The organism is Streptomyces sp. NPDC050263, assembly GCF_040655955.1.
In the GTDB taxonomy this organism is placed as follows: domain Bacteria; phylum Actinomycetota; class Actinomycetes; order Streptomycetales; family Streptomycetaceae; genus Streptomyces.
On the sequence record NZ_JBFAKW010000071.1, the window covers coordinates 1 to 26,592 of the forward strand.

Below are 26,592 nucleotides of genomic sequence, written 5' to 3' on the forward strand. Positions count from 1 at the left end.
CTGTCGATGTCGTGCGCCGCCAGGGACTCGAACCCCGGACCCGCTGATTAAGAGTCAGCTGCTCTAACCAACTGAGCTAGCGGCGCCTGCTGACGTCGTAGACCTTAGCATCCTGATCGGCGGGAGGAAAAATCGATATCCGCACGGCCGCGCGGGCCGCCCGGACGGCCGCCCAGAGCAGGATCTCGGGCCCCGGAAGCCATGGGTGACGGGTGTCCGGAGCGACCATCCAGCGGGTGGCGGAGCCCGACCCGGCCGGGCTGAGCGCGGGCACGGTCACCGCGTCGCCGGTGCCGTGGCACAGCAGCGGCGGCACGCTTCCGGCACGGCCGTCCCGGCGGCCGTCGGCGCTCCACTCCTCCCACTCCAGGAGCGAGGGCAGCCGCTGGGCCGTGCCCGGCGCGGCGAACAGCAGCGTCCGCGCCCGGAACGCGGCCACCGGCCCGGAGCCCGGCCCGTCGCCCCAGAGCCGGTCGAGCATCAGCCGGCCGAACATCGCCGGCGCGCTGACGATGTCGAACACCGAGCCGCAGGGCAGCACCACCGGAGCCTGCGGCCGCTCCTCCCAGAGGGCGAGCGTGCTGCGCGGATACGTTCCGGCGGAGGCCAGCCAGGCGGCGCCGTCCGGGGTGACACCGAGGGGTTCGTCGTATGCGCGACTCATGCGTACAGGTCTACCGGCGGTGAGCGGCCGAATTCACAGGGTTGCGAGAAACCGGGACGGCAGGGTGGGGGACGGGGTATCTTGCCCGCCCGGCATATGCCACACATGTCGTCCCCGGGCCGCTAGACGGGGTCGACGTGCCCCCGTCCCTCGGCGTCGCCCCGCAGCAGATCGCGGCCGAACTCGACCATCTTCTTCGCGTAGTCCTCGGTCCACTCGGCGCGCTCGGCGATGTCTGCCGCCGTCAGCCGGTCGAAGCGGCGCGGATCGGCGAGCTGAGCGGCCGCCATCGCCTGGAACTCCGTCGCGCGGTCGGCCGCCGCCCGGAACGCGAGCGTCAGCTCCGTCGCGCGGGACAGCAGCGCACCCGGGTCGTCTATCGACTCCAGGTCGAAGAAGTGCTCCGGGTCACCGGCTGCCTCCGCGGGCTCGAAGAGCAGGGGCGCGGGGCGTAGCCGCGGTTCGTTCCGACGCGGCGTGGGCTCCGCCATGTCTTGTCCTCCTCGTGCGGTTCGGATGCGGACCACCTTCCATTGTCCCCCGGTGGCGCAAGAGGCATTCGGCCCCGAACTCTCAAGCACCCCGATCGCCCCGATGTTCCCCGTCCGGCGGGCGGGGGAGGGTCGGTCATGGGGGGTGGGCCGGCGGCGGGTCGGTCATGGCGTCCAGTGCACCCGGTGTTCCGCCAAGTGGGCCAGTACCGCGTGGTTGGCCTCCCAGCCGTCCGGGAACTTCACGAGGGTTCCGAGCTGGACGGGTTCCGTGGACGGGTATTCGTCCAGAAGGTCGCCGACGCCGGCTCGGCAGACGACCACGCACGCGTGGCGGTGGCGGGAGGCCAGGACGCACAGGCGGCCCGTCTCCAGGTGGAAGGCGGTGGCGTCGGGGCGGCCGGACAGCGGGTGCAGGATCACCGTGACGTCGAACTCCATGCCCTGGAGCCGGTTCGCCGTGTCCACGGTGACGTCCGCGACGCCCAGCTCCGCCAGCGCCGCCCGTACCGCCGCCGCCTGGTCGCGGTGGGCGGTGCCGACGGCGACCCGGGCGGCGGTCAGCGGGGTCGGGTCGGGGGAGCGCTCCGAGGTGGCCGCGCCGCCTCGGTCCAGCAGGCGCCGGACCACCGACGCGACCGCCCGCACCGCCTCCGGGTCTGTGCGGGGCGTGTGCCGGGCGGGCAGCTCCAGCAGGCCCCAGCCCGACTCCGCCGCCTCGTCGATCACCCGGTCGGCGCCGGAGCCGTCCGACGCGACCGCGAACGACAGGCGCCGGTCGCCGTGCCCGGTGCCGCTGCGGAACCGGGTGTACGGGTAGAACGCGTCGGACACGAGCGGCGCGGCCGACGCCGGGAGCCGCCAGGACACCGGCAGCCGGTGCTGCGGCAGCTCGGGGTTGTGCGCGAGCAGCGTGCTCACCGCCGAGGCCGACGGGTCGTACGACAGGCCCGCCCACTGCTCGCCGCCCACGATCGAGAACGGGTCCAGCTGCCCCGGGTCGCCCACGAACAGCGCCCGCTCGAACAGCCCGGCCACGGCCAGCAGCCCGTCCGACCGCATCTGGTAGGCCTCGTCCACGATCGCGTGCCGCCACGGCTCGTCGACCTTCACATGTGCCCACTTCGCGGCGGTGGAGATCACCACCGGCAGCCCGGCCAGCTCCGCCGCCTTCGCCGACTTCTTCACGTTCGGCAGCTCTTCCAGCGCCTTGTCGTACGGGTCGGCGTCACTGCTGTGCAGTCGGCCCACGGCCAGCTCGCGGTTCTTCTCGGCGAGCCGTACCACCAGGTCGTCGACCTGCGCGTTGGTCTGCGCGACCACCATCAGCGATCGCCCCGCGTCCGCGAGTTCGAGCGCCGCGCGGACCACGAGCGTGGACTTCCCGGCCCCCGGCGGGGAGTCGACGACCACCCCGCGCGCGGTGCCGTGCAGCGTGTCCCGAAGGATCGCGTCGGTGGCGCGGCCGGCGGCGGCACCGGGGTCGAAAGCGGCCTCGGTGGTCACAGGACATCCTCCGGGGTGACGGAATCGGGGGCTTCGGGCGCCTGCTCCCCGGGCGGCCCGCCGTGCGTCCACGGCGTGTCCTCCGGGTCGGGCAGCTTCGCGCCGCCGCGCTGTTCGTGCTCGAAGAGCGTGAAGCAGAGCAGATCGCCCTTCTCCGGCACCGACCCCTGCTCGGGTTCCTTGCCACGGCCCATCTTGTCGACGATCCGCAGCACCAGGAGGCCTTCGTCCTCCTCGCCGTCGCGCTGCACGAACTCCGCCGCCTGCGGCTTCCCGCCCAGCGACCGGTACACCTTCACCCGCTCCGCGAGCCGTGGCCGGTCGTCCGTCCGCACGGTGACCAGCGGGCGCGGGCTCGGCCGCTTCCCCTCGCTGTACGCCATGACGACGTCGACGACCTCGCCCGCGAACGCCTCCCCGCCCAGCCGCCGCCCCGCCATGACCAGCGGGTCGTCCAGCGCCTCCTGGGCCTCCAGGCGGGCCTGCTCGCGCTCGCGCGTGGCGAGCTTGTTGGCGGCGGTCACCGCGTCGTCCCGGCGCGGCTGCGGGGGCTCGCCGGCCACGACCCGGTCGCGGTGGCCGGTGAACGACCAGCGGTCGCGTGTCCACCGCTCCTCGACGTGCGCGCCCTCGGGCAGGGCCCGCAGCAGGTCGAGGCCCTCCCACACCCGGTTCCAGGTCGGCAGCGTCCGGCTCCGCACCAGCTCGCGGATCTCCCGCTCGGCGGCGGTGAGCGCGCCCAGCCGGTCGTCGGCCTGGAGGCCGTCCTCGGCGGCGGCCAGGGCGGTGCGGGCGCGGTCGTAGCGCTCGATGGCGGGGGCGAGCAGCTTGTTGTCGAACGCGGGGTCGGTCGCCGGGCCGGCCGGCGGGCACAGCAACTGCCCGTCCGCGTCCCGCCCGAGCTCCGCCCGCAGCGCCGCCTCGGCGCCCGTCTCGCCGTCCGGCGGGGAGATCCAGGCGAGCAGCGCCCCCAGGTGCTGGTCCTCCAGGCTGGACTGCCCGGTCGCCCAGTGCCGGCCCAGCAGCTCCGTGAGCGCCACCAGCAGCGAGGAGCCCGGCACCCGGGACCGCTCCCCGAAGTGGGTCAGCCATCGCCCGAGCAGCGGCACGCGCGGAGGCGCGGGATACGGCGTCTGCGGATCCTGCTCCGCCGTCCGCCGGAAGCGCATGGAGCGGCCCAGCAGGCGGACGAGGTCGACGCCCGCGCGGCTCGGGACGATCAGCTGGGGCGCGTCGGCGCACAGCTCGACCTCGACCTTGACGCGTTTGCCGGTCTCCGGGTCGGTCTCGCTGCGCTCGGCGGCCTCCACGGCCCCGGCGTAGGAGTCGATGTACGGCAGGACGATGTCGGCCAGCTCGGCGAGGAAAGCGAACCGCAGGTCGCGGTCGCGCGGCTGCGGTACGACGAGCAGCCGCGGCGCGGCCCGGTCGGTGCCGACCAGCGCGCCCAGCGGGGCGCCGGCCTCACCGGCGGTGGTCAGCGGCACGAAGACCAGCGGCCGGTCGGAGAGCCGCCGGTGCAGGGCGGTGGCGGTGGGCTGGGCGCGGCCGCTGCGGACGGCCTCGAGCCGGGCGAGGGTGGCGATCAGCGACACATCGCCCCCAGGGCCTCGCTCAGGGCCTCGGCGCGCAGCTCGGCCGCTCTGCGCAGCGCGGCCACCGCCGGATCATCCGGATCCCCGGCCTCTCCGCGGGCTGCGGCCAGGACGCCCTCGACGGTCGTCAGCCCGCCCAGTTCGGCGCGCACCGACCGGCCCAGCGAGGTGACGGCACCGGCCGCGCGGGAGCGGTCCCGGCAGTGGAACGCCAGCTCGCAGGCGGCCAGGCACTCGGGTGCGTACGTCGCCGGAACGGCCTCGACGGCCGCCGTGAGCTGCTCGGCGGGCAGTTCGGGGGAGAAGCAGGTGCCTTCGGGGAGGGCGTCGGCGATGTCCTGGATGCGGGTGAGGCGGGCCAGCTGGCGGCTGGTGACCGCGCGCTGCTTGCGTACGTCCACGGCGGAGGCGGTGGGCAGGTTGGAGAAGTCCTTGGGGCAGACCAGCAGCACGCGGTGGCGCACGCGCGGGGCCGGGTCGAGACGGGCGGCGACCTGCTCGAGGGCGAGCACGTAGACCGCGGCCTGGCGGGCGGCCGCGCCGACCTTCGCGGGGTCCGCCGAGCCGTCCAGCATGGGGAAGGACTTGATCTCCACGACCGTCCAACTGCCGTCCGGGTGCACCACCACAGCGTCCGGCTCCAGGAAGGCCGGGGAGCCGGCGACGTCGAGCGCGATCATCGGGTGGTCCAGCAGCGTCCATGTGCCGGTCGCCTCGGTGGCCTCGCGCAGCGCCAGCGCGGTGCGCGCGGTGCGGCCCTCGGGGCCGATCGCGGACAGGTCGGGCACGGTGGCGGCGACGGGCGGCGCGGCGGCCGGGTCCAGCCGCTCGTGCACCAGCCGCAGCAGTTCCGCGCCGCCGTCCGCCTTCACCTTCGCCTCGAACGCGTTGCCGCGCGTGAGGGCGAACTGGGACTGCCCGAAGGCCGACGGCGCGCCCAGCGCGCCCGCCAGCGCCGCCTTGTTCACCCCGGCGCCGTCGAGGATCGCGCGCCGTTTGCAGCCCGGGTTCGCGGCCAGCGCCGCGAGGGCCCGGGCGTCCAGCGCCTTGGCCGGTACGTCGGGGCCGCGCAGCTCAGCGAGCCGCTGCCGGAGCGCCGTCCCCCGCGTCCGAGGGAGAGGCACTCGGCTCGGCTCCGGGTCGAAGCCGTTGCTCGCGCTGCCGTGGAATTCGCTCACCCGGGGAAGTCTGGCATCCGCCACTGACAATCGAGGCCGAAGCGCCCTGAGAGTCCGCCGAGACCACCGGGATCCGGTCCACCATCGGGACCCGGGCCGCGAACCACACCCGGGCGCGGTCCGCGCTCCGCATCACCAACGGCGTCAGCAGCAGCCCCACGCCCATCACGGCCCCGCCCGCGACCGCGTCGAGGAAGTAGTGGTTGGCGGTGCCCATCACCACGATCGTCGTGACCAGCGGGTAGACGACGGCCGCCGTCTTCGCCAGGCGGGTGCCGCCGTGGCGCCACAGGATGACCCCGCACCACAGGGCCCAGCCCACGTGCAGCGACGGCATCGCCGCGTACTGGTTGGTCATGCCGCCCATGCCGCGCGGCGCGCTCGCCTCGCCGCCCCACCAGCCGTACGAGCTGTACTGGGCCATCGTGTCCACGAAGCCGTGGCTCGCCGACAGCAGCCGGGGCGGGCAGGTGGGCAGCAGCGTGAAGCCGATGAGGCCCATGAACGTGGACGTCATCAGCCAGGTGCGGGCCGCCCGGTAGTGCCGGGACCGGGACCGGAACAGCCAGACCAGGATCGCGGGCGTCACGAGGTAGTGCAGCGACGCGTACCAGAAGTCGGCCGGCACGCCGATCCACGCCTCGGTCCGGAACAGCCGGTTCAGCGGGTGCTCGGCGTTGATGTGCAGGAACTTCTCGATGCGCAGGATCGTCAGGCCGTGGTCGACGGCGGTCGTCACATCGCCGCGCACGAGCAGCCGGCCGCCCGAGTAGCAGGCGTACACCAGCAGGATCAGAGGCAGCTCGGTCCACCAGCGCAGCCTTGTCCGCGAGGCCGCCTCGGTGCCTGGTGTCTCGGTCTGCGGCATCCGATCGCCTCCCCCTTCTTGTCGCTGTGTCCTCGCTGCGGCGCCTCTGGCGCGGGACGGGCCACTTTACGGCGTATGCGCGCGCCCGCTGTGAGCGCCCCGGCTCTCAAAGACGCTGAGATCGCCCACCGGGTTGCCCCTGTTCAGGGTGAGCGATGATGGAGGGGTTCCGCCTCTGATTTCTGCCCTGGTCCCTGCCAGGGTTTTCCCGGAAAGGTCCCCCATGGCACCGCGCATTCTGCTGGCTCGGCACGGGCAGACGGAGTGGTCGCTGTCCGGCAGACACACCGGCAGGACCGACGTGCCCCTCCTGGAGGAGGGCCGCCGGGGCGCGAAACTGCTCGGCGAGCGGCTGCACCGGGCGCCCTTCGAGGGCCTCGCCGACGTCGAGATCCGCACCAGCCCGCTGGCACGCGCGCGTGAGACGTGCGAACTCGCCGGCTTCGGCGAGCGGGCCGCGCACTGGGACACGCTCATGGAGTGGCACTACGGCGCCTACGAGGGCCTGACCCCCGCCGAGATCCAGGCCGACCGGCCCGGCTGGCTCATCTGGCGCGACGGCGTTCCCGAGGGCGAGACGCTCGCCGAGGTGACCGCCCGCGCGGACGAGGTCGTCGCCTGGGCCCGCTCGGCCGACCGGGACGTCCTGGTCTTCGCCCACGGTCACATCCTCCGCTCCATCGGGGCACGTTGGCTGGGGCTGCCGCTGGACTTCGCGGCCCGAATACGCCTGAACCCGACGTCCCTGTCGGTCCTGGGCTGGGCCTACGGCGAACCGGCGATCGAGAGCTGGAACGACCTCGGGCACCTTGCGTAGAACGCCCCTGGGACGGCGCGTGGGGCTCAGGCCTTGCGCGGAGTCGAGGCGTGGCGCTCCAGGAAGGTCGAGACGCCGCCCGCCCGCCGGTGCGGCAGCAGCACCCTCGCCGTTCCCGCCAGCATCGTCTGGATCCGGGACGACTGGACCTGGTCCAGCAGGTCGAGGACGCGCATCCCGGCCACCGCGGCCTCGTCGGGGCGGCCCCCGCGCGCGAGGTCGTCCGCCAGCTCGGCGGTGTACAGCGCGATGTTCCGGGTGAAGTGCGGGTCCTGGAGGTCGGCCGCACGTCCCGCGTGCCGGGCCGCGCGCGGCCAGTCGCCCAGCGTGGACCAGCACTGCGCCTTGAGCCCCTCCAGCTCGGCCTCGCCGTAGAAGCTCATCCACTCGGGGTCGTCGTCGCAGGGGCCGCGGTCGTAGAGGGCCTGCGCGCGGACGAGGGCCTGCTCGCAGCCGGCGCGGTCGGTGAGCCCCGCCCAGCCGCCCGCCTCGCGCAGCGCGAGCAGCGACATCAGCCGGGGCGAGCTCAGCGGGCGGGCGACGCGCTGGGCGGCCTGGGCGGCGCGGACGGCCTCGCGGGGTCGGCCGGCGTCCCGCGCGAGGAACGCCGTGTTGCAGAAGGCGTGCGCCTCCAGTGCCTGGTCGCCGGTCATCCGGGCGGTCGCGAGGGCCTCGGCGTAGTGCGAGCGGGCGTCGTCGAAGCGGCCCGAGTCGTGCGCCAGCCAGCCGACGGAGATGGCGAGCTCACCGGCGCCCGAGTGCAGCCGGTCGGCGGTCGTCTGCCGGGTCGTCCCGGCGTCCAGCAGCGCGTAGGCGGCGCGCAGCGGGGCGGCGGCGCGCCGGTAGAGGCCGTCGGCCCCGTGCCGGTCGTCGAGCAGCCGGATCCTGCGGACCGCTTCTTCCAGGGCGCCCGCCTCGCTCGTCCCCACGCGGCGCACGGGACGTTCCGCCGCCGACGTGTCGGGGGCGAGCCTCAGGGGGCCCAGAGTGGCGGCGGCCACGGTGGCGCCTCCGCCGGTCATGAATGCGCGACGCAGCACGTCGCTCTCCTCGTGGTTGTGGTGCTTGTCGTACGGGTCCTGCGTGTCATACGGGTCCTGCGTGTCATACGGCTCATGCGCCCCACCCGTCTCACCCGTGTCCCGCTCGTCACTGGTAGTGCGCTCCGGTCTTGTGGTGTGCGCACAGGGCGCGTCCTCGGCGGTGCGCGCCCCTCGTCCGCGAACGGACGCGCGGGGCGCGAACCCCAGGTCGATGAGCGTGCGACCGGGGAACATGTGCAGGAACACCCGCTCGTACGCGTAGTTGGGGCAGCGGATCTCGCCCGCCTCGACCCGCCCGATGTAGCGCGCGTCGCAGCTGACCAGCTCACCGATCTCGCGAGCGGCCCGCCGTACGAGCGCGGCGAACTCGGCCGGCGAGCGCTGTCCGCGCAGGTGCCGGAAGGCGAGGTTGGGCCGTGGTGGCCGGTCGGGCCGAGGTGGGGTCACCGTTGACGACGCCATGGCCGGGTCCTCTCGTGCGAACCGTCGAACCATGCCGGATTCGGGGTGACTTGTCCGTGTGGCACCCTTGTTCCCGGCGGGCAAGAACGTACCTGCTGTGGTCGGGCCGCCATGCGGTGTTTGGCTACAAACCGGATATCTCATCCGCGATCTGCCATGAACTGCCATCCTTTGCGGCGGACTTCCGCCGTAGCCCTTGACGTGCCCGGGCGTTGAGCCTTGTGGACCAGGACAGGTCCCCAGGCCCTGTCGTCAAGGCGGGCTGCGCGGTGGAGGCCGGGATGGAGATCAGGGAGACCAGCCAGAGCGACGATCCTTGTATGCCGTCGGGGGCGGCGTGCGACCTCGTGACGGTGCCGACGCGTCAGGGGCTGGAGGCCGTCGACATCCTGCGGAGAGCGTCGGCGGGGGACGGAGTGGGGCCCGTCCTGCACGACGACGGCGACGACACGCTCGGCTTCGTCGTGCCGGCCGGGACGGCGGCGGCCTGGGACGTACCGGGCAGCACCTGCACCGAGACCGACGGCCGGGGGCTGAGACTCGTCCCCGAGCCCTCGAACGAGGACTCGGACTGGCTGGTGCCCCCCGGCGAGGCGGACCTCGCGACGGATCCGGCGGTGCTGCGACGGGCGTTGGGCGAGGCGGCCCGGTTGATCGAGGCGGCGGACAGCTGCCGTTGAGCGGGCGTCCGTGACCTCCCGCGCCGCCGGGCTCGGCCGAGCGCGCGGGGAGCGTCCGCGGCCTGCGAAAATGCTGTCATGGCAAAGTCCAGGAACACCCGGCGCGAGCGGGACGCCGACGCCACGGTCGTCGAGACGGTCGACGGCGGCCTCGCCCAGCTCATACCCGACCGGGACCGGACGCGGGCCTGGACGCTGCTCATCGACGGAGCCCCCCAGTCGCACGTCGACCTCGACGACCCCGCCTTTCTCTCCTTCGAGTACCAGCGGCGCCTGGGCCATGTCATCGACCTCACCGGCCCACCCGGCAAGCCCCTACAGGTCGTGCACCTCGGCGGCGGCGCCTTCACGCTCGCGCGCTATGTCGCCGCGACCCGGCCCCGCTCCACCCAGCAGGTCGTCGAACGGGACGCGGCTCTCGTCCGACTGGTACGCCGGGAGCTGCCGTTGGACCCGGGGGCGCGGATCAGGGTCAGGTCCGTCGACGCCCGGGAAGGTCTCGCCAAGGTGCCGGACGGGTGGGCGGACCTCGTCGTGGCCGATGTGTTCAGCGGCGCCCGCACCCCCGCCCACCTCACCTCGACCGAGTTCCTCGACGAGGTCCGCAGGACGTTGAAGCCCGGCGGAAGTTACGCCGCCAACCTCGCCGACGGCCCACCGCTCGCGCACCTGCGCGGCCAGATCGCCACCGCCGCCGCCCGTTTCCCTCACCTCGCGCTGGTCGCGGACCCGACCGTGCTGCGGGGCAAACGGTTCGGCAACGCCGTGCTCGTCGCCTCCGACCTGCCCCTGCCGATCGCCGAACTGACCCGCCGGGCCGCCTCCGACCCGCACCCCGGCCGGGTCGAGCACGGCCGCGCGCTCACCGACTTCAGCGGCGGGGCGGCGCCGGTCGCGGACGCGTCGGCGGTGGCCTCACCGGCACCGCCGCCGTCGGTGTTCCGGTAGCGGAACCGCCGTCGGCGGTTCAGTAGTTCTGTACGTCGACCCGCGGCGGGCCGTCGTGCCAGGTGCAGAACACCGTCACCCGGTCCGCGCCGGAGGCGAAGTCCACCCGGATCCAGGACTCCGTCTTCCACACCTGCACCGACCAGTTCGCGCCCGGGGTGGCCGACACGAGCGTCGCGTACGTCTCGGCCAGGTCCAGGACGACCCGGCCGCCGTCGGTGTCGTAACTCTTGACCGTGCCGGACGCGTTGCCGGACCCGCTGCCGGACGGGGTGGAGGCGACGGGCGTGCCACTCGGCGTCGGGGACGCGGCGGGCGTGGACGCTGCGGGCGCCGAGGGCGTCGCCGGAGTTTTCGAGGCCGTCCGCGACGGGCTGGGCGAGGGCAGCGGCTCGGCCTCGCGGGCCGCCGAGCCGCCCGTGTCCGCCTCGGCGGCCCTGTCGGCTTCGCCCACCGTCAACGGAAGGGCGCGCGGCGGGTCGTAGACGGTGCCCGCCATGACCGTGTGGACACCCCACCACGACAGCGTGACCGCCGCGCCCGTGGCCAGCGACCAGGCCAGTACGTGTAGGAGTGCGCTCCGCATAGCGCGCCATCCTGCCTCACCCGCCTCACAGGTGTCCCCCCGAGGGGCCACCGTCCGTCCACAGCGGGGGAGTTGTCCACAGGCCCCGGCCGGGTCCGGTCGCATGGCGTAGGTTGCGGCGCATGGCAAGTGTGCTCGTGGTCGAGGACGACCAGTTCGTCCGCTCGGCGCTCATCCGCCAGCTGACCGACGCCTCGCACCTGGTGCGCAGCGTCGGTACGGCGCTGGAGGCGCTGCGCGAGGTCGCCCATTTCCGCTTCGACGTGGTCGTTCTCGACCTGGGACTGCCCGATCTGGACGGCTCCGAGGCCCTGAAGATGCTGCGCGGCATCACGGACGTGCCGGTCATCATCGCCACCGCGCGCGACGACGAGTCGGAGATCGTCCGGCTGCTGAACGCGGGCGCGGACGACTATCTGACCAAGCCGTTCTCGGTGGAGCACCTGTCGGCGAGGATGGCGGCGGTCCTGCGACGGTCCCGACGGACCGGCCCCGGGGACGCCCCGCCGTCCTCGCCCGTGCTGCACGTCGGCGGCCTGAGTGTCGACCCGCAGCGCCGGCAGGCGGAGTTGGACGGGGTGCGGCTCGACCTCACCCGCCGCGAGTTCGACCTGCTGGCCTTTCTCGCGGGCCGGCCGGGGGTCGTGGTCCCGCGCCGGGAACTGCTCGCCGAGGTGTGGCAGCAGTCCTACGGCGACGACCAGACCATCGACGTCCATCTGTCCTGGCTGCGGCGCAAGCTGGGCGAGACGGCGGCGCGGCCGCGCTATCTGCACACCCTGCGGGGCGTCGGGGTGAAGCTCGAACCACCGGGGGAAGCGGGGCCGGTGCGATGAGGTGGGCGCTGGTCAGGGTGTGTCTGGCGGTCACCACGATGGTCGTGGTCGCCTTTGCGGTACCGCTCGGGCTCGTCGTCAAGGAGATGGCCCGGGACCGCGCGCTCTCCAACGCGGAGCGGGAGGCCGCGGTCGTGGTGCCGGCGTTGTCCATCACGACCGACCGGGACCAGTTGGAGCGGGTCGTGGCCTCGGCGGGCTCCGACGAAGGCATGGCGGTGCACCTACCGGCGGGTGACGGCCGGACCGCCGTCGACCTCGGCCGGCAGCGTGCCGCCGACGCGGACATCGCGGCCGTGCGGAGACTGGGCCGCGCCTCCACCACCGAGGTGCCCGGCGGCTCGGCGCTGCTCCAGCCCGTGGCGCTGGGCCTGGGGACCGTGGTGATCGAGGTGTACGTGCCGGAGTCCGAGGTGAGCAACGGCGTCGGCACGGCGTGGGCGGTGCTGGCGGCGGTCGGGGCCGCGCTGGTCGTCGGCTCGGTGGCCGTCGCCGACCGGCTGGGCGTGCGGATGGTGCGGCCGGCGCGTCGACTGGTGGAGGGTGCGCAGGAGTTGGGGGAGGGGAAGCTGGGGGCCAGGGTGCCGGAGGAGGGGCCGAGCGAACTGCGCCTGGCGGCGGTGGCGTTCAACTCGATGGCCGATCAGGTGGTCCAACTCCTGGCGAACGAACGGGAGTTGGCGGCGGATCTCTCGCACCGTCTGCGCACCCCGCTGACGGTGCTGCGTCTCAACGCGGCCTCCCTCGGTGACTCCCCGGCGGCGGAGCAGACGCGGACCGCCGTAGCCCAGCTGGAGCGCGAGGTCGACACGATCATCCGCACGGCTCGGGAGGCGAAGCCGCAGACGACGGCCCCCGGTCCCGGCGCCGGATGCGATGCGGCGGAGGTCGTCCGGGAGCGGATGGCGTTCTGGTCGGCGCTCGCGGAGGACGAGGGCCGCAAGGTGCGCACGGCCGGCGTCGACCGCCCGGTGCGCGTCCCCGTGGCCCGCACCGAGCTGGCCGCAGCCCTGGACGCCCTCCTCGGCAACGTCTTCCGCCACACCCCGGAGGGGACGGCCTTCGCGGTCGACGTACACAACGGCGAGGACGCGGTGATCGTCCTCGTGTCGGACGCCGGCCCGGGCATCCTCGACCCCGAGACGGCGATGGCCCGCGGGCGAGGCGCCGGAACCCCCGGCTCGACCGGCCTCGGCCTGGACATAGTCCGCCGCCTCGCGGAGTCGACGGGCGGCGACGTACGCATCGGCTCCTCGGTGCTGGGCGGCACGGAAATACGCGTCTGGATACAACTGGCCGGAACCGACCCCGTGCGCAGGGGCCACCGGGGTTCCGTGCGACGGCGCAGGCGGTCGGCGCTCAGGTGACGTCCTGCCCGTGACGCCCGAGCCGTCGCACGCTGTTGCGCGGCATAGGCGGCGCGGCCGTTCTGGGCGCCGGAATACCGGTGCTGTCCGCCTGTGGCGGCAGCGGCGCCGCGGCCGACCCGAAGGCCGTCACCCTCGCCTCCAACGCCTCCAACGCCTCCGACGCCTCCGACGCCTCCGACGCCTCCGACGCCTCCGACGCCTCCGACGCCTCCGACGCCGTCGGCACGGCCGAGACGGCGATCGTCTGGGACTGGGACGCCCGTTGGGCCTTGGAGCTGCCCTCACAGCCGAGCGAGGAGGTCCGCTACCTCGACCTGATCCGCTCCTGGTACGAGCCGCTGTGGCGGGCAGGCGTCGCCGTGGACTTCGTCCGCCCGGACGCGGACCTGTCGGCGTACCGCCTGGTCCTGGCCCTCAGCCGCTACCTGGTGGACGACGCGGGAGCCGCGAACCTCACCGGCTTCGCCGAGCGGGGCGGCACGCTGGCGGTCGGCTTCCACAGCGGGGCGGTCGACGAGAACTGCCATGTCCGGCTGGGCGGTTACCCGGGCGCGTTCCGCGAGGCGCTCGGCGTCCGCACGGACGAGCTGTTTTCGCTGCTGCCGGGCGAGACGGTCGGCCTGACCGGCGGCGGCACGGCGACCCTGTGGTCGGAGCGGGTGAGCCTGGCGGGCGCGGCGGCGGTGACCTCGTACACGGACGGCCCTCTGACCGGCCTCCCGACCGTGACCAGGCACGACCACGGCACAGGGACGGCCTGGTACCTGGCCGCCCTCCCCGACCCGACCACCCTGACGACGCTCCTGGAACACGTCCGGGAGGAGGCGGGGGTGCGGCGGGAGCTGACGGACGTCCCCCCGCCGGGCCTGGAGGCGGTCCGCCGCCGCGGAACCGACGCCGACTACCTCTTCCTCGTCGACCACACCGGCCGGGGGGCCCAGGTGACGGTGGCCGCCGACGCGGTGGAACTCCTCACGGGGAACCCACTGCCGGACGGCCGGGTCACCGTCGCGCCGGGCGGGGTGGCAGTGGTGCGGGAGGCACACGGACACCAGCCGCTGGCATAGGTCATAGGCAAATTCACTCGTGCGGCTGAAACCAACCCCCACTCGCGTGCACGAAATGCGCTCGTCCAACTACATTCCGTCACATGGTCAGTTCACCTCACGAGGCGATGCACCGGATCTTCAGGGACGATCCGGGACTGTTCGCCCGAGTCCTTCCCCGGGCCGGCATCCCGTTCCCCGAGCCCACGGAGATCCGGGCCCTCGACACGGACCTCACCGAGATCAAGCCGCTGGAACGCCGCGTGGACACTCTGCTGCGGGTCGACACGGCGGACGGCGGCAGCTTCCTGCTCGCGGTCGAGGCCCAGAGCCGACCCGTGCAGAACAAGCTCAACAGCTGGACCTACTACCTGGCTCATCTCTACGCCAAGTACGAGCTGCCCCCGATCCTGCTGGTGGTCTGCGCCGACAAGGCCACCGCGGCCTGGGCCGCTGAGCCCATCCGCATCGGTCCGCCCGTGCACACCAGCATGGCCGTGTTCCCACTGGTCCTGGGGCCGGGCAACGTTCCAGCGGTCATCGACCCGGACGAGGCCGCCGAGGATCTCGCCCTCGCCGTCTTCTCCGCACTCGCCCACGCCAAGGATCCGGTTCTGCCTGCGATACTGGACGCGCTGGCGGCGGCAGTGGCGAACACCGGAGGCGAGACCGCGAAGCGCTGGGCGGAATTCACCGAAGTCGGCCTGGGTGACACCCGGGCCCGTGCACTGTGGAGGCATCTGATGGCCACGTACACTCCCCACTTCCCCGGCAGCGGGACCCTCATCGAGGAAACCCTCATCGAGGGCGAGGCCAAGGGGCGCGCCGAGGGTCGCGCCCAGGGGCGCGCCGAGGACATTCTCCGCATCCTCGGTCTCCGTGGCGTTGATGTGCCTGCAGACGTGCGGGAGCGCATCGCCTCCTGCGCGGACCTGGACACCCTGGGCGTCTGGTTCGACCGGGCCCTCACCGTGGCCGGTGTCGAGGAGCTGTTCGTGGAGCCGCAGCCGTAGCCCGAGTGCGGCGCAAGGCAGTGGGCGCGGCACGCCCCCTCAGCGTGCCGCGCCCCTTCCCCTGCCCCCGGGTCAGGTGGTTTCGGGTGACGGGAGCGTTCCCGTGCGGGCCGCCTCGCCGTACCAGTGGGCGCTCGACTTCGGGGTGCGGGCCAGCGTCGCGTAGTCGACGTAGACCGTGCCGAACCGCTTCTCGTAGCCGTACGCCCACTCGAAGTTGTCCAGCAGGGACCAGAGGTAGTAGCCGCGCACGTCCGCGCCGTCGGCGATGGCCCGGCGGACCGCCGAGAGGTGGCCGTGCAGATAGGCGATGCGCTCCGGGTCGTGGACGCGGCCGTCCGGGTCGGGCTTGTCGTCGTAGGCCGCGCCGTTCTCCGTGATGTAGAGCGGGAGGCCCGGGGCCTCGCGCGTGTAGCGCATGATCAGCTCGTGCAGGCCCGTCGGGTCGATCGTCCAGCCCATCTCGGTGCGCTCGCCCGGCGTCTGGTGGAACGCGACGTCGTCCGCGCCCGGCCAGGGGGAGTACTCGCTCGCGCCGTGGCCGTCCGAACGCGGGCCCTTGACCGTGGTGTCCGCCGCCGAGACCAGCGTCGGCGTGTAGTAGTTCAAACCCAGTGCGTCCAGCGGCTGGTTGACGGTGCGCAGGTCGCCGTCGAGGACGTAGGACCAGTCGGTCAGGGAGGACGTCGCGGACAGCAGCGTCTCGGGGTACGCGCCGCGCAGGATCGGGCCGTGGAAGACGCCGTTGGCGAGGTCGTCGATCTTCTGGACCGCCGCCAGGTCCGCCGGGTCGCCGGGCGACAGCGGGCGCACCACCGACGAGTTGAGGCTGATCGCCACCGAGTTGCGGGCCGGCATGGCCGCGCGCAGCGCCGAAGTGCCCAGCCCATGGGCGAGGTTGAGGTGGTGGGCCGCCTTCAGGGAGGCCGCCGGGTCGGTGCGGCCCGGCGCGTGCACGCCGGACGCGTAGCCCAGGAACGCGCTGCACCACGGCTCGTTCAGCGTGATCCAGTTCTCCACGCGGTCGCCGAGCGCCTCCCCGACGATCTGCGCGTACTCGGCGAACCGGTACGCCGTGTCCCGCTCCGGCCAGCCGCCCGCGTCCTCCAACTCCTGCGGGAGGTCCCAGTGGTAGAGCGTGACGGCGGGCTGGATGCCGACCGCCAGCAGCTCGTCCACCAGCTTGCGGTAGAAGTCCAGGCCCACCTGCACCGCGGGGCCGCGGCCCGTCGGCTGGACCCGGGACCAGGAGATCGAGAAGCGGTACGCGTTCAGGCCCAGATCCGCCATCAGCGCCACGTCGTCGCGGTAGCGGTGGTAGTGGTCGACAGCGATGTCACCGGTCTCACCACCGGCGGTCCGGCCGGGCGTATGACTGAAGGTGTCCCAGATCGACGGCGTACGGCCGTCCTCCCGCACCGCCCCCTCGATCTGGTAGGCGGAGGTCGCCGCGCCCCAGAGGAAGGCGGGAGGAAAGGTCACCGGAGTAACGGGCTCAGGCATGGAAGCGCTCCCATGAATGGTCGGCGAGACCGACGGAGGTTGGGGGGAAGTCGTGCGAAGGGGTGCTGAGGGGGCCGGGGCGGCGATGGCCCGGCCCCCGGGAAGTCACGGGGGCGGCGGCGGACTCAGCCCTTCACCGCGCCCTGCATGATGCCGCCCACGATCTGCTTGCCGAAGATCGCGAAGACCAGCAGCAGCGGCAGCGTGCCCAGCAGCGCGCCCGCCATGATCAGGGACTGGTCGGGCGTGAACCCGCGGCCGAGGCCCGCGACCGCCACCTGCACGGTCGGGTTGCCGGTCTGGCTCAGCACCAGGAACGGCCACAGGAAGTCGTTCCACGTCTGGACGAACATCAGCATGCCGAGCACCGCCATCGCGGGGCGCGCCGCGGGGAACACGACGTGCCACACCACGCGCCAGCTGCTCGCGCCGTCCACCCGGGCCGCCTCGATGATCTCGTCGGGCAGCGCCTGGATGAGGTACTGCCGCATGAAGAACACACCGAACGCGCTCACCAGCGACGGCAGGATCACCGCCTGGAGCTGGTCCGTCCACTCCAGCTTGGCGACCATCATGTACAGCGGGATCACGCTCAGCTGCGGCGGCACCATCATCGTGCCGATCACGATCAGCATCAGCGCGCCCCGGCCCCGGAACCGCAGCTTGGCGAAGGCGAACCCGGCGATCGTGGAGAGGAACACGACGGTCGCCGCCGACGTCCCGGCCACGATCGTCGTGTTGACGAACGCCTTGCCCAGGTTGGCTTCGTTCCAGGCCAGGTCCAGGTTGTGGAAGAGGTTGGAGCCGAACACGAACGGCGGCGGACTCTGCGCCAGCCGGTTGTTGTCGCGCGAGGCGGCGATCGCCGTCCACACGAGCGGGAACAGCGAGACGATGGTGAACACGGCCAGGATCGCGTACGCGATCGGGCCGCCGTGCATCTGCCCGCCGGCCCGCGCGGACTTCGGACGGCGCACCTTGCGGGCCGTCGGCACGGCGTCCTCGGGTTCCACTGACTTCGCGGTCGTTGTCGTCGTCGTCACGGCCGGTACTCCTAACTACTGGCGCGCAGCCGGCGCGAGATGACGTAGTTGACGATGCCGACCACGATCAGGATCAGGAACATCGTCCAGGCGATCGCCGAGGCCCGGCCCAGGTGCTGGTTCACCCAGCCCTGCTCGTACAGATACAGGCCCAGCGTCTGGAACTGGTGCTCCGCGCCGCCCGACGCGCCCCTGTTGGCGTCGAACAGCAGCGGCTCGCCGAAGACCTGGCTGGCGCCGATCGTCGAGACGACGACCGTGAACAGGATCGTCGGCCGCAGCGACGGCAGCGTGACGTGCAGGAACTGCTTCCAGCGGCTCGCGCCGTCCAGCGCCGCCGACTCGTACAGATCCTGCGGGATCGCCTGCATCGCGGCCAGATAGATCAGCGCGTTGTAGCCGGTCCACCGCCAGATGACGATCGTGGACACCGCGATCTGCGACGGCCACTTGTCGTTCTGCCAGTCGATCGCGTCGATCCCGACGAAGTGCAGCGCCCAGTTGATCATGCCGTAGTCGCGCCCGAAGAGCAGCACGAAGACGAGCGAGGCGGCCGCGATCGACGTCGCGTACGGCGCGAGCATCGCGACCCGGTAGAAGGTCGAGGCGCGCAGTTTGTAGTTGAGGATGTGGGCGAGGCCCATGGCCATCAGCAGCTGCGGGACGGTCGAGATGATCCCGATGGTCAGGGTGTTCTTCGCCGCGTTCCAGAAGAAGTCGTCGTCGAAGATGCGCGTGTAGTTGCGCATCCCCACCCACGTCATGTCGGTGGGCGCCGTCAGCTCCACCTGGTGCAGCGAGGCCCAGCCCGTGTAGAGCAGCGGGAACAGGCCGAACGCCAGGAACAGCAGGAAGAACGGCGAGACGAACGCGTACGGGCTCCAGCGCTTGTCGCGCTGCCAGCGGCGGGACAGCCGGGCCCGCCGCCGCTCCTCCGCCTCCGTGGAGACGACGGGCGGGCGGCCCGGGGCCGCGCCCCCCTCCTTCACGGGGGGCGCGGCGGTGGTGTGACGGGTGGTCATACGGGTCACTGGTCCAGGCTGTTGTCGATGGTCTTGGTAGCCGCGTCCCAGGCTTCCTGCGCCGACTTGCCCTTCGTCACGAGGATGACGCCGTTCTCGCTCAGACCCTTCATGATGATCTGGTCCTTCGGGCCGATCACCTGCACCGGGGCGGCCTTGGCGGCCTCGGCGAAGAACGTGCCGATGTTCGCCGTGCCGGTCATCTCGTTGGTGGCGCCGGTGACTTCGGGCATCGTGTAGGTGCTGGGCGCGCTCGGGAAGGAGCCCTGCACCTTGAACAGCTTGGCCTGCTGCGCGGGCGCGGTCAGCCAGGCGACGAGCTTCTCGGCCTCCTTCACGTGCTTGCCGCTGGAGGGCACGCCCAGGAAGGAACCGCCCCAGTTGCCGGACTTCGGCGCCACCGCGACGGCCCACTTGCCGGACGACTCGGGCTTCGACTTGCCCTTCAGGGTGCCGAGCATCCACGGCGGGCAGGCGATGGTGGCGAACTTGCTGTTGGCGATCGTCGTGTCCCAGGCCGGCTGGAACTGCGTCTGGGGCTGGACCAGACCCTTCTCGGCGGCCTTGGCGGTCAGGTCGAAGCCGGCCCTGATGGCGGGGTTGGTCTTGTAGATGACCTTGCCGGAGGAGTCGTAGAACTTCTCCTTCTCACTGCTGAGGACCGCGTTCAGCAGACCGCCGGGGGAGTCCATGAAGAACGTGCCGCTGGGCGCCTTCTTCTTGTACTGCTCGCCGACGGTGATGAACTTGTTCCAGTCGCCCGCCCACAGCGCGCCGACCGCCTTGGGGTCGGTGGGCAGACCGGCGGCCTTGAAGAGGTCCGTGCGGTAGCAGAGAGCCATCGGGCCGACGTCGGTGCCGAGTCCGATCGTCTTCTTGTCGCTGGTCGTGGCCTGCGCCCACTTCCAGCTCAGCCAGTTGCTCTCGCTCACGCCCGAGACCTTGGACATGTCCTGGAACTTGTTCGCCTGGGTGCCGACGACCTCGGAGATGTTGGCGACTTCGATGGCCTGGACGTCCTGCAGGCCGCTGTTGGTCGTCAGGTGGTTGACGAGCGCCGGGTAGTAGTTCTCGTTCCGCTCGATGACGTTCTCGGCGATCTTGATGGTCGGGTTGAGTCTCTCGTACTCGGTGTACAGCCCCGCTTCCTTGAAGCCCATCGTGCCGAAAAGACCCAGTGTGATGGTGGTCTTGCCCTTGCCGCTGTCCGACGAGGAACCGTCGGAAGCGTCGTTGCCGCCATCGTCGGCACAGCCGGCCAGCAGCCCGGCGCCCAGCGTCGCGACGGCCGCCAGGACCACCGCCTTGCGGGCGGTTCGGGTACGTGCTCGCATTGCGTCCTCCTGTTGCCCTGACGTGCCGACCCCCCGGCCAACTGCATTGTTGGGCCCGTTAGTTACTCGCTGCGGCTCGGGCGGGGAACGTGCGGGATGTGTATGTGTCAGGTACCGTGGGAGCGCTCCCACAGGTGATGTGTTGAAGAGTCGTCGGTTCGGGCGGGGGTGTCAAGGGTGGGAGCGCGGAAGGATGCGTTCAGTTATCTGCCTGTTAGCTAACTCGGGGAGACAGCGCTTTCGGTCTCTTTCGGCCCGTCCGGCACGGGAGGACGAGGCCCGTTCGGGGCCGGGGCGGGGGTCTGGGGGCGGTGGCCCCCAGGACCGGTGACCGACCCGACGGGACTGTTACATTCCAGGCCAGCACGAAAAGCGGCGGGAAGGCGGAGGCCATGGCAAGCCACGGAACGCGGGGGCGCAGTGGTGGTCGGCCGACCCTCGAAGAGGTGGCCGCACGCGCCGGCGTCGGCCGCGGCACGGTCTCCCGGGTGATCAACGGCTCGCCGAGGGTCAGTGACGCGACCCGCGCGGCGGTGGAGGCGGCGGTCGCCGAGCTCGGCTATGTCCCGAACACCGCCGCCCGCGCTCTCGCCGCCAACCGCACGGACGCGATCGCGTTGGTCGTCCCCGAACCGGAGACGCGTTTCTTCGCGGAGCCGTACTTCTCGGACATGCTGCGCGGCGTGGGCGCGGAGCTGTCCGAGACGGAGATGCAGCTGCTGCTGATCTTCGCGGGCAGCGACCGCGAACGGCGTCGGCTGGCCCAGTACCTGGCGGCGCACCGGGTGGACGGCGTCCTCCTGGTCTCGGTCCACGCCGACGACCCGCTGCCGGATCTGCTGGCCCAGTTGGAGATCCCGGCGGTGATCAGCGGCCCGCGATCCGCCGCGGAGACGCTGCCGTCGGTGGACTCCGACAACTACGGCGGCGGACGCTCGGCGGTCGAGCACCTGCTGTCCCGGGGCCGCACCCGCATCGCCCACATCACCGGCCGCCTGGACGTCTACGGCGCCCAACGGCGTGTCGACGGCTACCGCGACGCCCTGCGCGACGCGGGGTACGCGGCGGACGAAGGCCTCGTCGCGCCGGGCGACTTCACCGAGGAGGGCGGGCACCGCGCGATGCGGGAACTCCTCGCCCGCACCCCGTCCCTGGACGCGGTCTTCGCGGGCTCCGACGTCATGGCGGCCGGCGCCCGGCAGGCCCTGCGCGAGGCGGGCCGCCGCATCCCTGAGGACGTCGCCCTGGTCGGCTACGACGACTCGGCGATCGCCCGCCACATGGACCCGCCCCTGACGAGCGTCCGTCAGCCGATAGAGGAGATGGGCCGCAGAATGCTGGACCTGCTCCTCACCGAGATCGCGGACCGTCGTCCGGCGGTCTCCCGAGGCCTGGAACGACGTCAGGTGGTGCTGGCCACGGAACTGGTGGGCCGGGCCTCGTCCTGACGTTCCTCCGCTCCGGGCGCTCCCGGCGCCCCCGGCGTCAGAGCCGCCACCGGACCTCGCCGTCCTGCTGCTCGGGCGTGGCCGAGAGGCCGGCGGAGCGGGCCACCGCCGCCGACGCGTGGTGGTCCGGGTGGACGTGGGCGACGATCGTGCGCACGCCCTGCTTCCGCAGCCAGCCGACGAGGGCCGTCGCCGCCTCGGAGGCGAGGCCGCGGCCCTGCCAGGGGGTGCCGACGACCCAGGCGATCTCCGCGGTGTCGCCCCGGTCCGTGATCGTCGCCTGGACGGTGCCGGTCAGTCGGTCGGCGTCGCGCAGCCGCAGGACCCAGTTGCACCAGGAGACGGCCGGGTCCGGGGAACCGGCGACGAGGCGTTCGTAGCGGCTGCGCAGGGCCTGCGGGGTGCCGGGTTCGCCGCCGATGAAGGTGTGCAGGGCGGGGTCGGCCAGGACGGCCGCCATCTCCGGCGCGTGTTCGACGCGCAGGGGGAGGAGGTCGAGCCGGGCGGTGTCGATCGGCTCGGCATGGACGACTGGACCTGACCGCATGATCGCTCCCATGAGCAGTCCCGGGAAACGCATCAGCCGGTGACCTCCCTTACGGGAAGTCACCGGCTGATGACTCAGGGTGAGTGACGGGACTCGAACCCGCGGCATCCTGGACCACAACCAGGTGCTCTACCAGCTGAGCTACACCCACCACGTTCGGTAGTTGGACTTTGTGGTCTCCCTACCGGCCGAGAAAAAGTGTACAGGGTCCGAAGGGGTGCTCGCGCACGGCTTTTCCGGGACCGCCCCGGCGCCCCTACGGGGCGGGCAGGACGTGCTTCGCGGCGATCGACTTCGCCGTGTCGGAGTCCGGTCCGGGCTGCGCCACGAAGACGGCCTCGCGGTAGTAGCGCAGTTCCGCGATGGACTCGCGGATGTCGGCGAGCGCGCGGTGGTTGCCGTTCTTCTCCGGGCTGTTGAAGTACGCCCGCGGGTACCAGCGCCGGGCGAGCTCCTTGATCGACGACACGTCGACGATCCGGTAGTGGAGGTAGTCCTCCAGGGCGGTCATGTCCCGTGCCAGGAACCCGCGGTCGGTGCCGACGGAGTTTCCGCACAGGGGAGCCTTGCCCGGCTCCTTCACATGCTCCCGTACATATGTCAGGACCTGCTGCTCGGCCTCCGCCAGCGTCGTCCCGCCGGCCAGCTCGTCGAGCAGTCCGGACGTGGTGTGCATCTGGCGCACCACCTCCGGCATCGTCTCCAGTGCCTTGGCCGGCGGGCGGATGACGATGTCCACGCCGTCACCGAGGATGTTCAGCTCGGAGTCGGTGACGAGGGCGGCTACCTCGATGAGAGCGTCGTCGGACAGCGAGAGGCCGGTCATCTCGCAGTCGATCCACACCATGCGATCGTTCATGCGACCACCCTAAAGCTGGCGTCGGCTTTTGAGATGCCCCGCGTTCGTGCGGGCCTCGTCCTCAAGCGCCGGACGGGCTGAAATGCCTCACCCGTCCGGCGCTTTTGAGGGTCATGCCCCGGTCACGTCCCGCTGCGCTGCCCCGGCAGGCTCGCTCGCGAGGTCGCGTACGCGTCGCGGGCGTGTTCCGACGGCAGGGACGCCACCGCGGCCGTACGCCTGAGCTGCGGGGGCACCGGCCCCGGCCCCTCAGGGTGCAGCGACGGAGGCGGCGGTGGCGGTGACGACGGCTCGCTGTCCGTCGAGCGTTCGCTCTGCGGTCTGCGCGCCCGGTACGCCGCCCGGTACGCCGCCGGCGACGAGCCGAGCTGACGGCGGAAGTGGCCGCGCAGGGCCACCGGCGAGCGGAAGCCGCAACGACCCGCGACCTCGTCCACCGAGTAGTCCGACGTCTCCAGCAGCCGCTGCGCCTGGAGCACCCGCTGGGTGATCAGCCACTGGAGCGGCGCGCTGCCGGTCAGCGACCGGAAGCGGCGGTCGAAGGTGCGGCGGCTCATATAGGCGCGTGCCGCCAGCGTCTCCACGTCGAACTGCTCGTGGAGGTGTTCCAGCGCCCAGGCGACGACCTCGGCCAGCGGGTCGGCGCCGATCTCCTCTGGTAAAGACCGGTCGAGGTAGCGCTCCTGGCCGCCCGATCGGCGCGGTGGCACCACCAGCCGCCGGGCCAGCGCGCCCGCCGCCTCGTTACCGTGATCCGTCCGCACGATGTGCAGACACAGGTCGATTCCGGCCGCGGTGCCGGCCGACGTCAGTACGTCGCCGTCGTCCACGAAGAGCTCTCGTGGATCCACGTGGACCGACGGATAGCGCTTGGCCAGCGTCGGCGCGTACATCCAGTGTGTGGTGGCCGGACGGCCGTCCAGCAGACCTGCGGCGGCCAGCACGAACGCGCCGGTGCACAGGCCCACGATGCGGGCACCCTCTTCGTGCGCCCGGCGCAACGCGTCGAGCGCGTCCTCCGGTGGCGGCGAGGTGATCGAACGCCAGGCCGGCACGACGACCGTGCCCGCCCGCGCGATCGCCTCCAGGCCATGTGGCGCGGTGAGTTCCAGGCCCCCTGTGGTCCGCAGCGGGCCCTCTTCGCCGCCGCACACCAGCAAGCGGTAGCGCGGCACGCCGGCGTCCTGGCGGTCAATCCCGAACACCGACAGCGGAATGGAACTCTCGAAGATGGGGCCGCCGCTGAACAGCAGCACCGCGACGATCTCCTTGCGGCGTCGCCCGGACAGTTTCCGGGCCGCGGCTTCCGGCGCGGCAGTGGAGTCGTGGCTCATCCTGCTAAGCCCCCCTCGGTGGTCGCGGCTCCTCGGTTGTGTCGCTCCTGCACGTTTCCCCTCGGTCCTGCACGAGTCCCCCGCCGTAGACAGTCAAGATCGAATCTACTGTGTCGCATGATGCCGGCGTGGCCAGTTCACCACCCGGCGGATTGTCGACATGGCAACTTGGCGTGAAGCATTCGATCACGAAGCGTTGCACTCGTGGGCCGTGCAGGGAAGTGCGCCTCGGTCCGGTGGCCAATCCCCGTAGGGTGCGCAGGGCCCCTGAGGCCCTTTCCGTGCAGGTGGAACGGGGGGTGGGGGGTGGTTACGGCAAGGGATGCACAGTGACGGGAAGTTGGCTGAAAACCAGCGTGTCCGTGCGTGAAAACCGGTCAACCGACCGGTGAGTTTCCTCCGGAGTGACGACCGCCACGGTGCGACCCCGTTCCGGTGCGCTGATGGCGCCCCCGGTGGTGCGCCCGGGGCGCGTCCTCCTCGGTGAGCAAGCGGGCCGCGCAGCGCTCGGACCGGCGCAGCAGCAGTCGGCAGACGGCCGTGACGGCCGCGAGCCCGAGGGCGGTGCCGGCGGTGCCCGCAAGCGAGGTGCCGTACCAGAGGAGGACCACCGGAACCAGGACACAGCTGAAGGCCGCCCAGCGGATCAGATCGGTCGTCCGGTCGTCGCCGGGGCAGGGCTCGGGATGGGCGTGGGACGAGGGCACGGGGCGGGCTCCTTCCTGGGGCGGCGGTGCGGTGGCGGGGTGACGGCGGTGGGGTGTGCGGCCGGGTGCGGGCCCGGGGCGGCCGGGGTGCACCGAGTTCAACGCCTGCTTGAGCGGACGGTCACTGCCGCCGGTCGGTTCCGTGTAAATGAATCCTGTGCAAACCGCCTGTACGGGGCAGCAACCATTGCGTTACGGGCGTCCGCTCGTGCATGCTCCCTGGAACCCTCACCGAGGGCGTGCGGGCTCTGGGCCCAGGAGGCGTGCCGCCGTACCCTTGGGGGTATGGGGTTGGGAAGATGATTCCCGGACAGCTCCGCCGCTCACCGCCGTCCACCCGTATAAGGATCGATTCGCCGAGACAGTCATGGCCGGTCACGAATTCTTCGAACCCGCGGACCGCAAGCGGCCCGTCGCCGACCCCACGGCGGCCGAGCCCCTGGCGGCGGAAGAGACACGCCCCGCCTGCGACCCCGCCTTCAAGCACGGCGTGGTCGTGGGCTTCGACGGCTCCACGTCCAGCGAACGCGCCCTCGCGTACGCCATCGGCATGGCCCACCGCTCCGGCGCGGGCCTGATCATCGTCCATGTCGCCAACCGGCTGCCCACCACGGTGTGGGCAGGCTGTGAGCCGCCCGTCTTCGTCGATGTGCCGGACCACCGCACCGAGGTGCTCGGTCTGGAGCTCGCGTGCGCGGAGTACCTCGCGGAGGTGCCGTGGATCCTCGTCGAGCGCGGTGGCGACATCTGCCATGAACTCGAGGAAGTGGGGCGGGAGTACGAGGCCGACGCGATCGTCGTCGGCTCGACGCACGGCATCGTGGGGCGGATCTTCGGGTCCGTCGCCGGGCGGCTCGCCAAGCGGGCGAAGCGGCCCGTCGTTGTCATTCCGTAACTCGCCGTTCTCCCAGGTGAGATGAGATCTGGGTACCTCCGGCTCCTTTTGTGCGCAGTTACTGCGCAGGGTGCGCGCGGCATAAATCTACTGGCGCGCAGGAGTGTTTGTGCCCTTGTGAAGGGCATATACCGCTCACACAACTGCACAGGCATGAAGGGAGCCCGCCGTGGACAACGACGTCTCTGCGGGAAGCAGCACCACCACGATCGCCGGCCGACTCGCCCTGGGCGTCACCCTGTTGGCGTTCGGGCTCGGGTACACCGACCTCATCGACGGCGTGACGGCTGCGGACGCCGTATCCATCGCCCATTACATCGGCGGCGTCGCGCTGTTCGTCGCCGGCCTGTTCGCCCTGCGTGAGCGGGACACGGCCGCCGGCACCGCCTACACCGTCCTGGGCGCCTTCTGGTTCACCTGGGCGGTCTCCGCCGGGACCCAGGTCTCCGACAACGCCGCGGGGCTCTTCCTGCTCCTGTTCGCCCTCGTGGCGCTCTCCCTGACCCTCGCCGGCGGCGACCAACTCGGCCAGGGCGTCTACGGGTTGTTCTGTGTGGCGCTCGTGCTGATGGCTGTCGCCCGGTTCGCCGGCAGCGACGGTCTGACCAAGGTCGGCGGCTGGTTCGCCGTCGCGGCCGGTGCGGTCGCGTGGTACGCGGCCACGGCGGCCCTGGCTCACTGGCCCACTGCGCTCTCGCGACGTGCTGCCCGTCCCGGTGTGACGGCCGCGGGCTGAACTCGGCAGCCGTGCCGGGGGGTTGGGCTTCCCCGGCGAACGGAGGCCCCCCACGTGGACG

The 26,592-nt window shown here is 72.1% G+C and carries 25 protein-coding genes, 2 tRNA genes and 1 pseudogene; 10 read left to right on the forward strand and 18 right to left on the reverse strand.

Going from position 1 to position 26,592, the window contains the following annotated elements; translation table 11 throughout:
- Positions 1-12: 12 nt before the first annotated feature.
- The 7 genes from AB0J04_RS27785 to AB0J04_RS27815 all read right to left on the reverse strand — a co-directional run bounded on the left by AB0J04_RS27785 (position 13) and on the right by AB0J04_RS27815 (position 6,302).
- Positions 13-86: transfer RNA gene (locus tag AB0J04_RS27785), tRNA-Lys, on the reverse strand.
- Entirely contained in the window at positions 77-664 is a 588-nt protein-coding gene (locus AB0J04_RS27790) for a bifunctional DNA primase/polymerase (RefSeq protein ID WP_363171290.1), read from the reverse strand. The genes AB0J04_RS27785 and AB0J04_RS27790 overlap by 10 nt, the downstream gene beginning before the upstream one ends.
- Before the next feature lie 122 nt (positions 665-786).
- On the reverse strand, positions 787-1,155 hold the full coding sequence (locus AB0J04_RS27795; protein ID WP_363171291.1) for a hypothetical protein: 369 nt from the start codon (positions 1,153-1,155) through the stop codon (positions 787-789).
- A gap of 165 nt (positions 1,156-1,320) precedes the next feature.
- Complete coding sequence (locus AB0J04_RS27800) at positions 1,321-2,661, reverse strand: AAA domain-containing protein (RefSeq protein ID WP_363171292.1); 1,341 nt, start codon at positions 2,659-2,661, stop codon at positions 1,321-1,323.
- Positions 2,658-4,256: a hypothetical protein gene (locus AB0J04_RS27805; protein ID WP_363171293.1), complete on the reverse strand. Its 1,599-nt coding sequence runs from the start codon at positions 4,254-4,256 to the stop codon at positions 2,658-2,660. The genes AB0J04_RS27800 and AB0J04_RS27805 overlap by 4 nt, the downstream gene beginning before the upstream one ends.
- A complete protein-coding gene (locus tag AB0J04_RS27810) occupies positions 4,247-5,380 on the reverse strand; it encodes a hypothetical protein (protein WP_363171331.1) in 1,134 nt (377 codons plus the stop codon). The genes AB0J04_RS27805 and AB0J04_RS27810 overlap by 10 nt, the downstream gene beginning before the upstream one ends.
- Positions 5,331-6,302 carry a phosphatase PAP2 family protein gene (locus AB0J04_RS27815; protein WP_363171294.1) on the reverse strand — a complete coding sequence of 324 codons (972 nt, stop codon included), beginning with the start codon at positions 6,300-6,302 and terminating at the stop codon, positions 5,331-5,333. The genes AB0J04_RS27810 and AB0J04_RS27815 overlap by 50 nt, the downstream gene beginning before the upstream one ends.
- Before the next feature lie 223 nt (positions 6,303-6,525).
- On the opposite strand from AB0J04_RS27815, the gene AB0J04_RS27820 reads away from it, so the two are divergent.
- Positions 6,526-7,119: a histidine phosphatase family protein gene (locus AB0J04_RS27820; protein WP_363171295.1), complete on the forward strand. Its 594-nt coding sequence runs from the start codon at positions 6,526-6,528 to the stop codon at positions 7,117-7,119.
- Positions 7,120-7,145: 26 nt separating this feature from the next.
- Here AB0J04_RS27820 and AB0J04_RS27825 read toward each other — a convergent pair whose 3' ends face one another.
- Positions 7,146-8,624, reverse strand: coding sequence for a hypothetical protein (locus AB0J04_RS27825; protein WP_363171296.1), 1,479 nt, complete (start codon positions 8,622-8,624; stop codon positions 7,146-7,148).
- A 281-nt stretch (positions 8,625-8,905) separates the two neighbouring features.
- Between AB0J04_RS27825 and AB0J04_RS27830 the strand changes: the two genes are divergently transcribed.
- Positions 8,906-9,304: a hypothetical protein gene (locus tag AB0J04_RS27830; RefSeq protein WP_363171297.1), complete on the forward strand. Its 399-nt coding sequence runs from the start codon at positions 8,906-8,908 to the stop codon at positions 9,302-9,304.
- Positions 9,305-9,382: 78 nt separating this feature from the next.
- The gene (locus AB0J04_RS27835) at positions 9,383-10,252 is read left to right on the forward strand and encodes a fused MFS/spermidine synthase (protein WP_363171298.1); all 870 of its coding nucleotides are present in this window, start codon (positions 9,383-9,385) and stop codon (positions 10,250-10,252) included.
- Between the two features lie 19 nt (positions 10,253-10,271).
- Here the strand turns inward: AB0J04_RS27835 and AB0J04_RS27840 are convergent, their stop codons facing one another.
- Complete coding sequence (locus tag AB0J04_RS27840; protein WP_363171300.1) at positions 10,272-10,838, reverse strand: hypothetical protein; 567 nt, start codon at positions 10,836-10,838, stop codon at positions 10,272-10,274.
- Positions 10,839-10,960: 122 nt separating this feature from the next.
- On the opposite strand from AB0J04_RS27840, the gene AB0J04_RS27845 reads away from it, so the two are divergent.
- The 4 genes and pseudogenes from AB0J04_RS27845 to AB0J04_RS27860 all read left to right on the forward strand — a co-directional run bounded on the left by AB0J04_RS27845 (position 10,961) and on the right by AB0J04_RS27860 (position 15,103).
- Entirely contained in the window at positions 10,961-11,674 is a 714-nt protein-coding gene (locus tag AB0J04_RS27845) for a response regulator transcription factor (RefSeq protein WP_363171301.1), read from the forward strand.
- Positions 11,671-13,041, forward strand: a complete 1,371-nt coding sequence (locus AB0J04_RS27850; protein ID WP_363171302.1) for a HAMP domain-containing sensor histidine kinase — start codon at positions 11,671-11,673, stop codon at positions 13,039-13,041. The genes AB0J04_RS27845 and AB0J04_RS27850 overlap by 4 nt, the downstream gene beginning before the upstream one ends.
- Before the next feature lie 230 nt (positions 13,042-13,271).
- Positions 13,272-14,111: pseudogene (locus AB0J04_RS27855) on the forward strand (beta-galactosidase trimerization domain-containing protein); the annotation flags it as partial.
- 83 nt (positions 14,112-14,194) lie between these two features.
- Complete coding sequence (locus tag AB0J04_RS27860; RefSeq protein WP_363171303.1) at positions 14,195-15,103, forward strand: hypothetical protein; 909 nt, start codon at positions 14,195-14,197, stop codon at positions 15,101-15,103.
- Positions 15,104-15,175: 72 nt separating this feature from the next.
- Here the strand turns inward: AB0J04_RS27860 and AB0J04_RS27865 are convergent, their stop codons facing one another.
- The 4 genes from AB0J04_RS27865 to AB0J04_RS27880 all read right to left on the reverse strand — a co-directional run bounded on the left by AB0J04_RS27865 (position 15,176) and on the right by AB0J04_RS27880 (position 20,005).
- Complete coding sequence (locus tag AB0J04_RS27865; RefSeq protein WP_363171304.1) at positions 15,176-16,606, reverse strand: GH1 family beta-glucosidase; 1,431 nt, start codon at positions 16,604-16,606, stop codon at positions 15,176-15,178.
- Between the two features lie 125 nt (positions 16,607-16,731).
- Entirely contained in the window at positions 16,732-17,619 is an 888-nt protein-coding gene (locus AB0J04_RS27870) for a carbohydrate ABC transporter permease (RefSeq protein ID WP_363171332.1), read from the reverse strand.
- A 41-nt stretch (positions 17,620-17,660) separates the two neighbouring features.
- Positions 17,661-18,671: a sugar ABC transporter permease gene (locus AB0J04_RS27875; RefSeq protein WP_363171305.1), complete on the reverse strand. Its 1,011-nt coding sequence runs from the start codon at positions 18,669-18,671 to the stop codon at positions 17,661-17,663.
- Positions 18,672-18,676: 5 nt separating this feature from the next.
- Complete coding sequence (locus AB0J04_RS27880; RefSeq protein ID WP_363171306.1) at positions 18,677-20,005, reverse strand: extracellular solute-binding protein; 1,329 nt, start codon at positions 20,003-20,005, stop codon at positions 18,677-18,679.
- 392 nt (positions 20,006-20,397) lie between these two features.
- Between AB0J04_RS27880 and AB0J04_RS27885 the strand changes: the two genes are divergently transcribed.
- Positions 20,398-21,453: a LacI family DNA-binding transcriptional regulator gene (locus AB0J04_RS27885; protein WP_363171307.1), complete on the forward strand. Its 1,056-nt coding sequence runs from the start codon at positions 20,398-20,400 to the stop codon at positions 21,451-21,453.
- 37 nt (positions 21,454-21,490) lie between these two features.
- On the opposite strand, the gene AB0J04_RS27890 is transcribed toward AB0J04_RS27885, so the two are convergent.
- From AB0J04_RS27890 to AB0J04_RS27910, 5 genes are all read right to left on the reverse strand, one after another.
- Positions 21,491-22,000 carry a GNAT family N-acetyltransferase gene (locus AB0J04_RS27890; RefSeq protein ID WP_363171308.1) on the reverse strand — a complete coding sequence of 170 codons (510 nt, stop codon included), beginning with the start codon at positions 21,998-22,000 and terminating at the stop codon, positions 21,491-21,493.
- 78 nt (positions 22,001-22,078) lie between these two features.
- Positions 22,079-22,151: transfer RNA gene (locus AB0J04_RS27895), tRNA-His, on the reverse strand.
- Between the two features lie 105 nt (positions 22,152-22,256).
- Positions 22,257-22,859 carry an oligoribonuclease gene (orn, locus tag AB0J04_RS27900; protein ID WP_363171309.1) on the reverse strand — a complete coding sequence of 201 codons (603 nt, stop codon included), beginning with the start codon at positions 22,857-22,859 and terminating at the stop codon, positions 22,257-22,259.
- A 122-nt stretch (positions 22,860-22,981) separates the two neighbouring features.
- Positions 22,982-24,193, reverse strand: a complete 1,212-nt coding sequence (locus AB0J04_RS27905; protein ID WP_363171310.1) for a helix-turn-helix domain-containing protein — start codon at positions 24,191-24,193, stop codon at positions 22,982-22,984.
- 377 nt (positions 24,194-24,570) lie between these two features.
- The gene (locus AB0J04_RS27910) at positions 24,571-24,900 is read right to left on the reverse strand and encodes a hypothetical protein (RefSeq protein ID WP_363171311.1); all 330 of its coding nucleotides are present in this window, start codon (positions 24,898-24,900) and stop codon (positions 24,571-24,573) included.
- A 367-nt stretch (positions 24,901-25,267) separates the two neighbouring features.
- Here AB0J04_RS27910 and AB0J04_RS27915 point away from each other — a divergent pair, with 367 nt between their 5' ends.
- Both AB0J04_RS27915 and AB0J04_RS27920 read left to right on the forward strand, forming a co-directional pair.
- On the forward strand, positions 25,268-25,795 hold the full coding sequence (locus AB0J04_RS27915; RefSeq protein ID WP_363171312.1) for a universal stress protein: 528 nt from the start codon (positions 25,268-25,270) through the stop codon (positions 25,793-25,795).
- Between the two features lie 169 nt (positions 25,796-25,964).
- Positions 25,965-26,531 (forward strand): GPR1/FUN34/YaaH family transporter, encoded by a 567-nt coding sequence (locus tag AB0J04_RS27920; RefSeq protein WP_363171313.1) that lies wholly within the window; start codon positions 25,965-25,967, stop codon positions 26,529-26,531.
- The last annotated feature ends 61 nt before the right edge of the window (positions 26,532-26,592 follow it).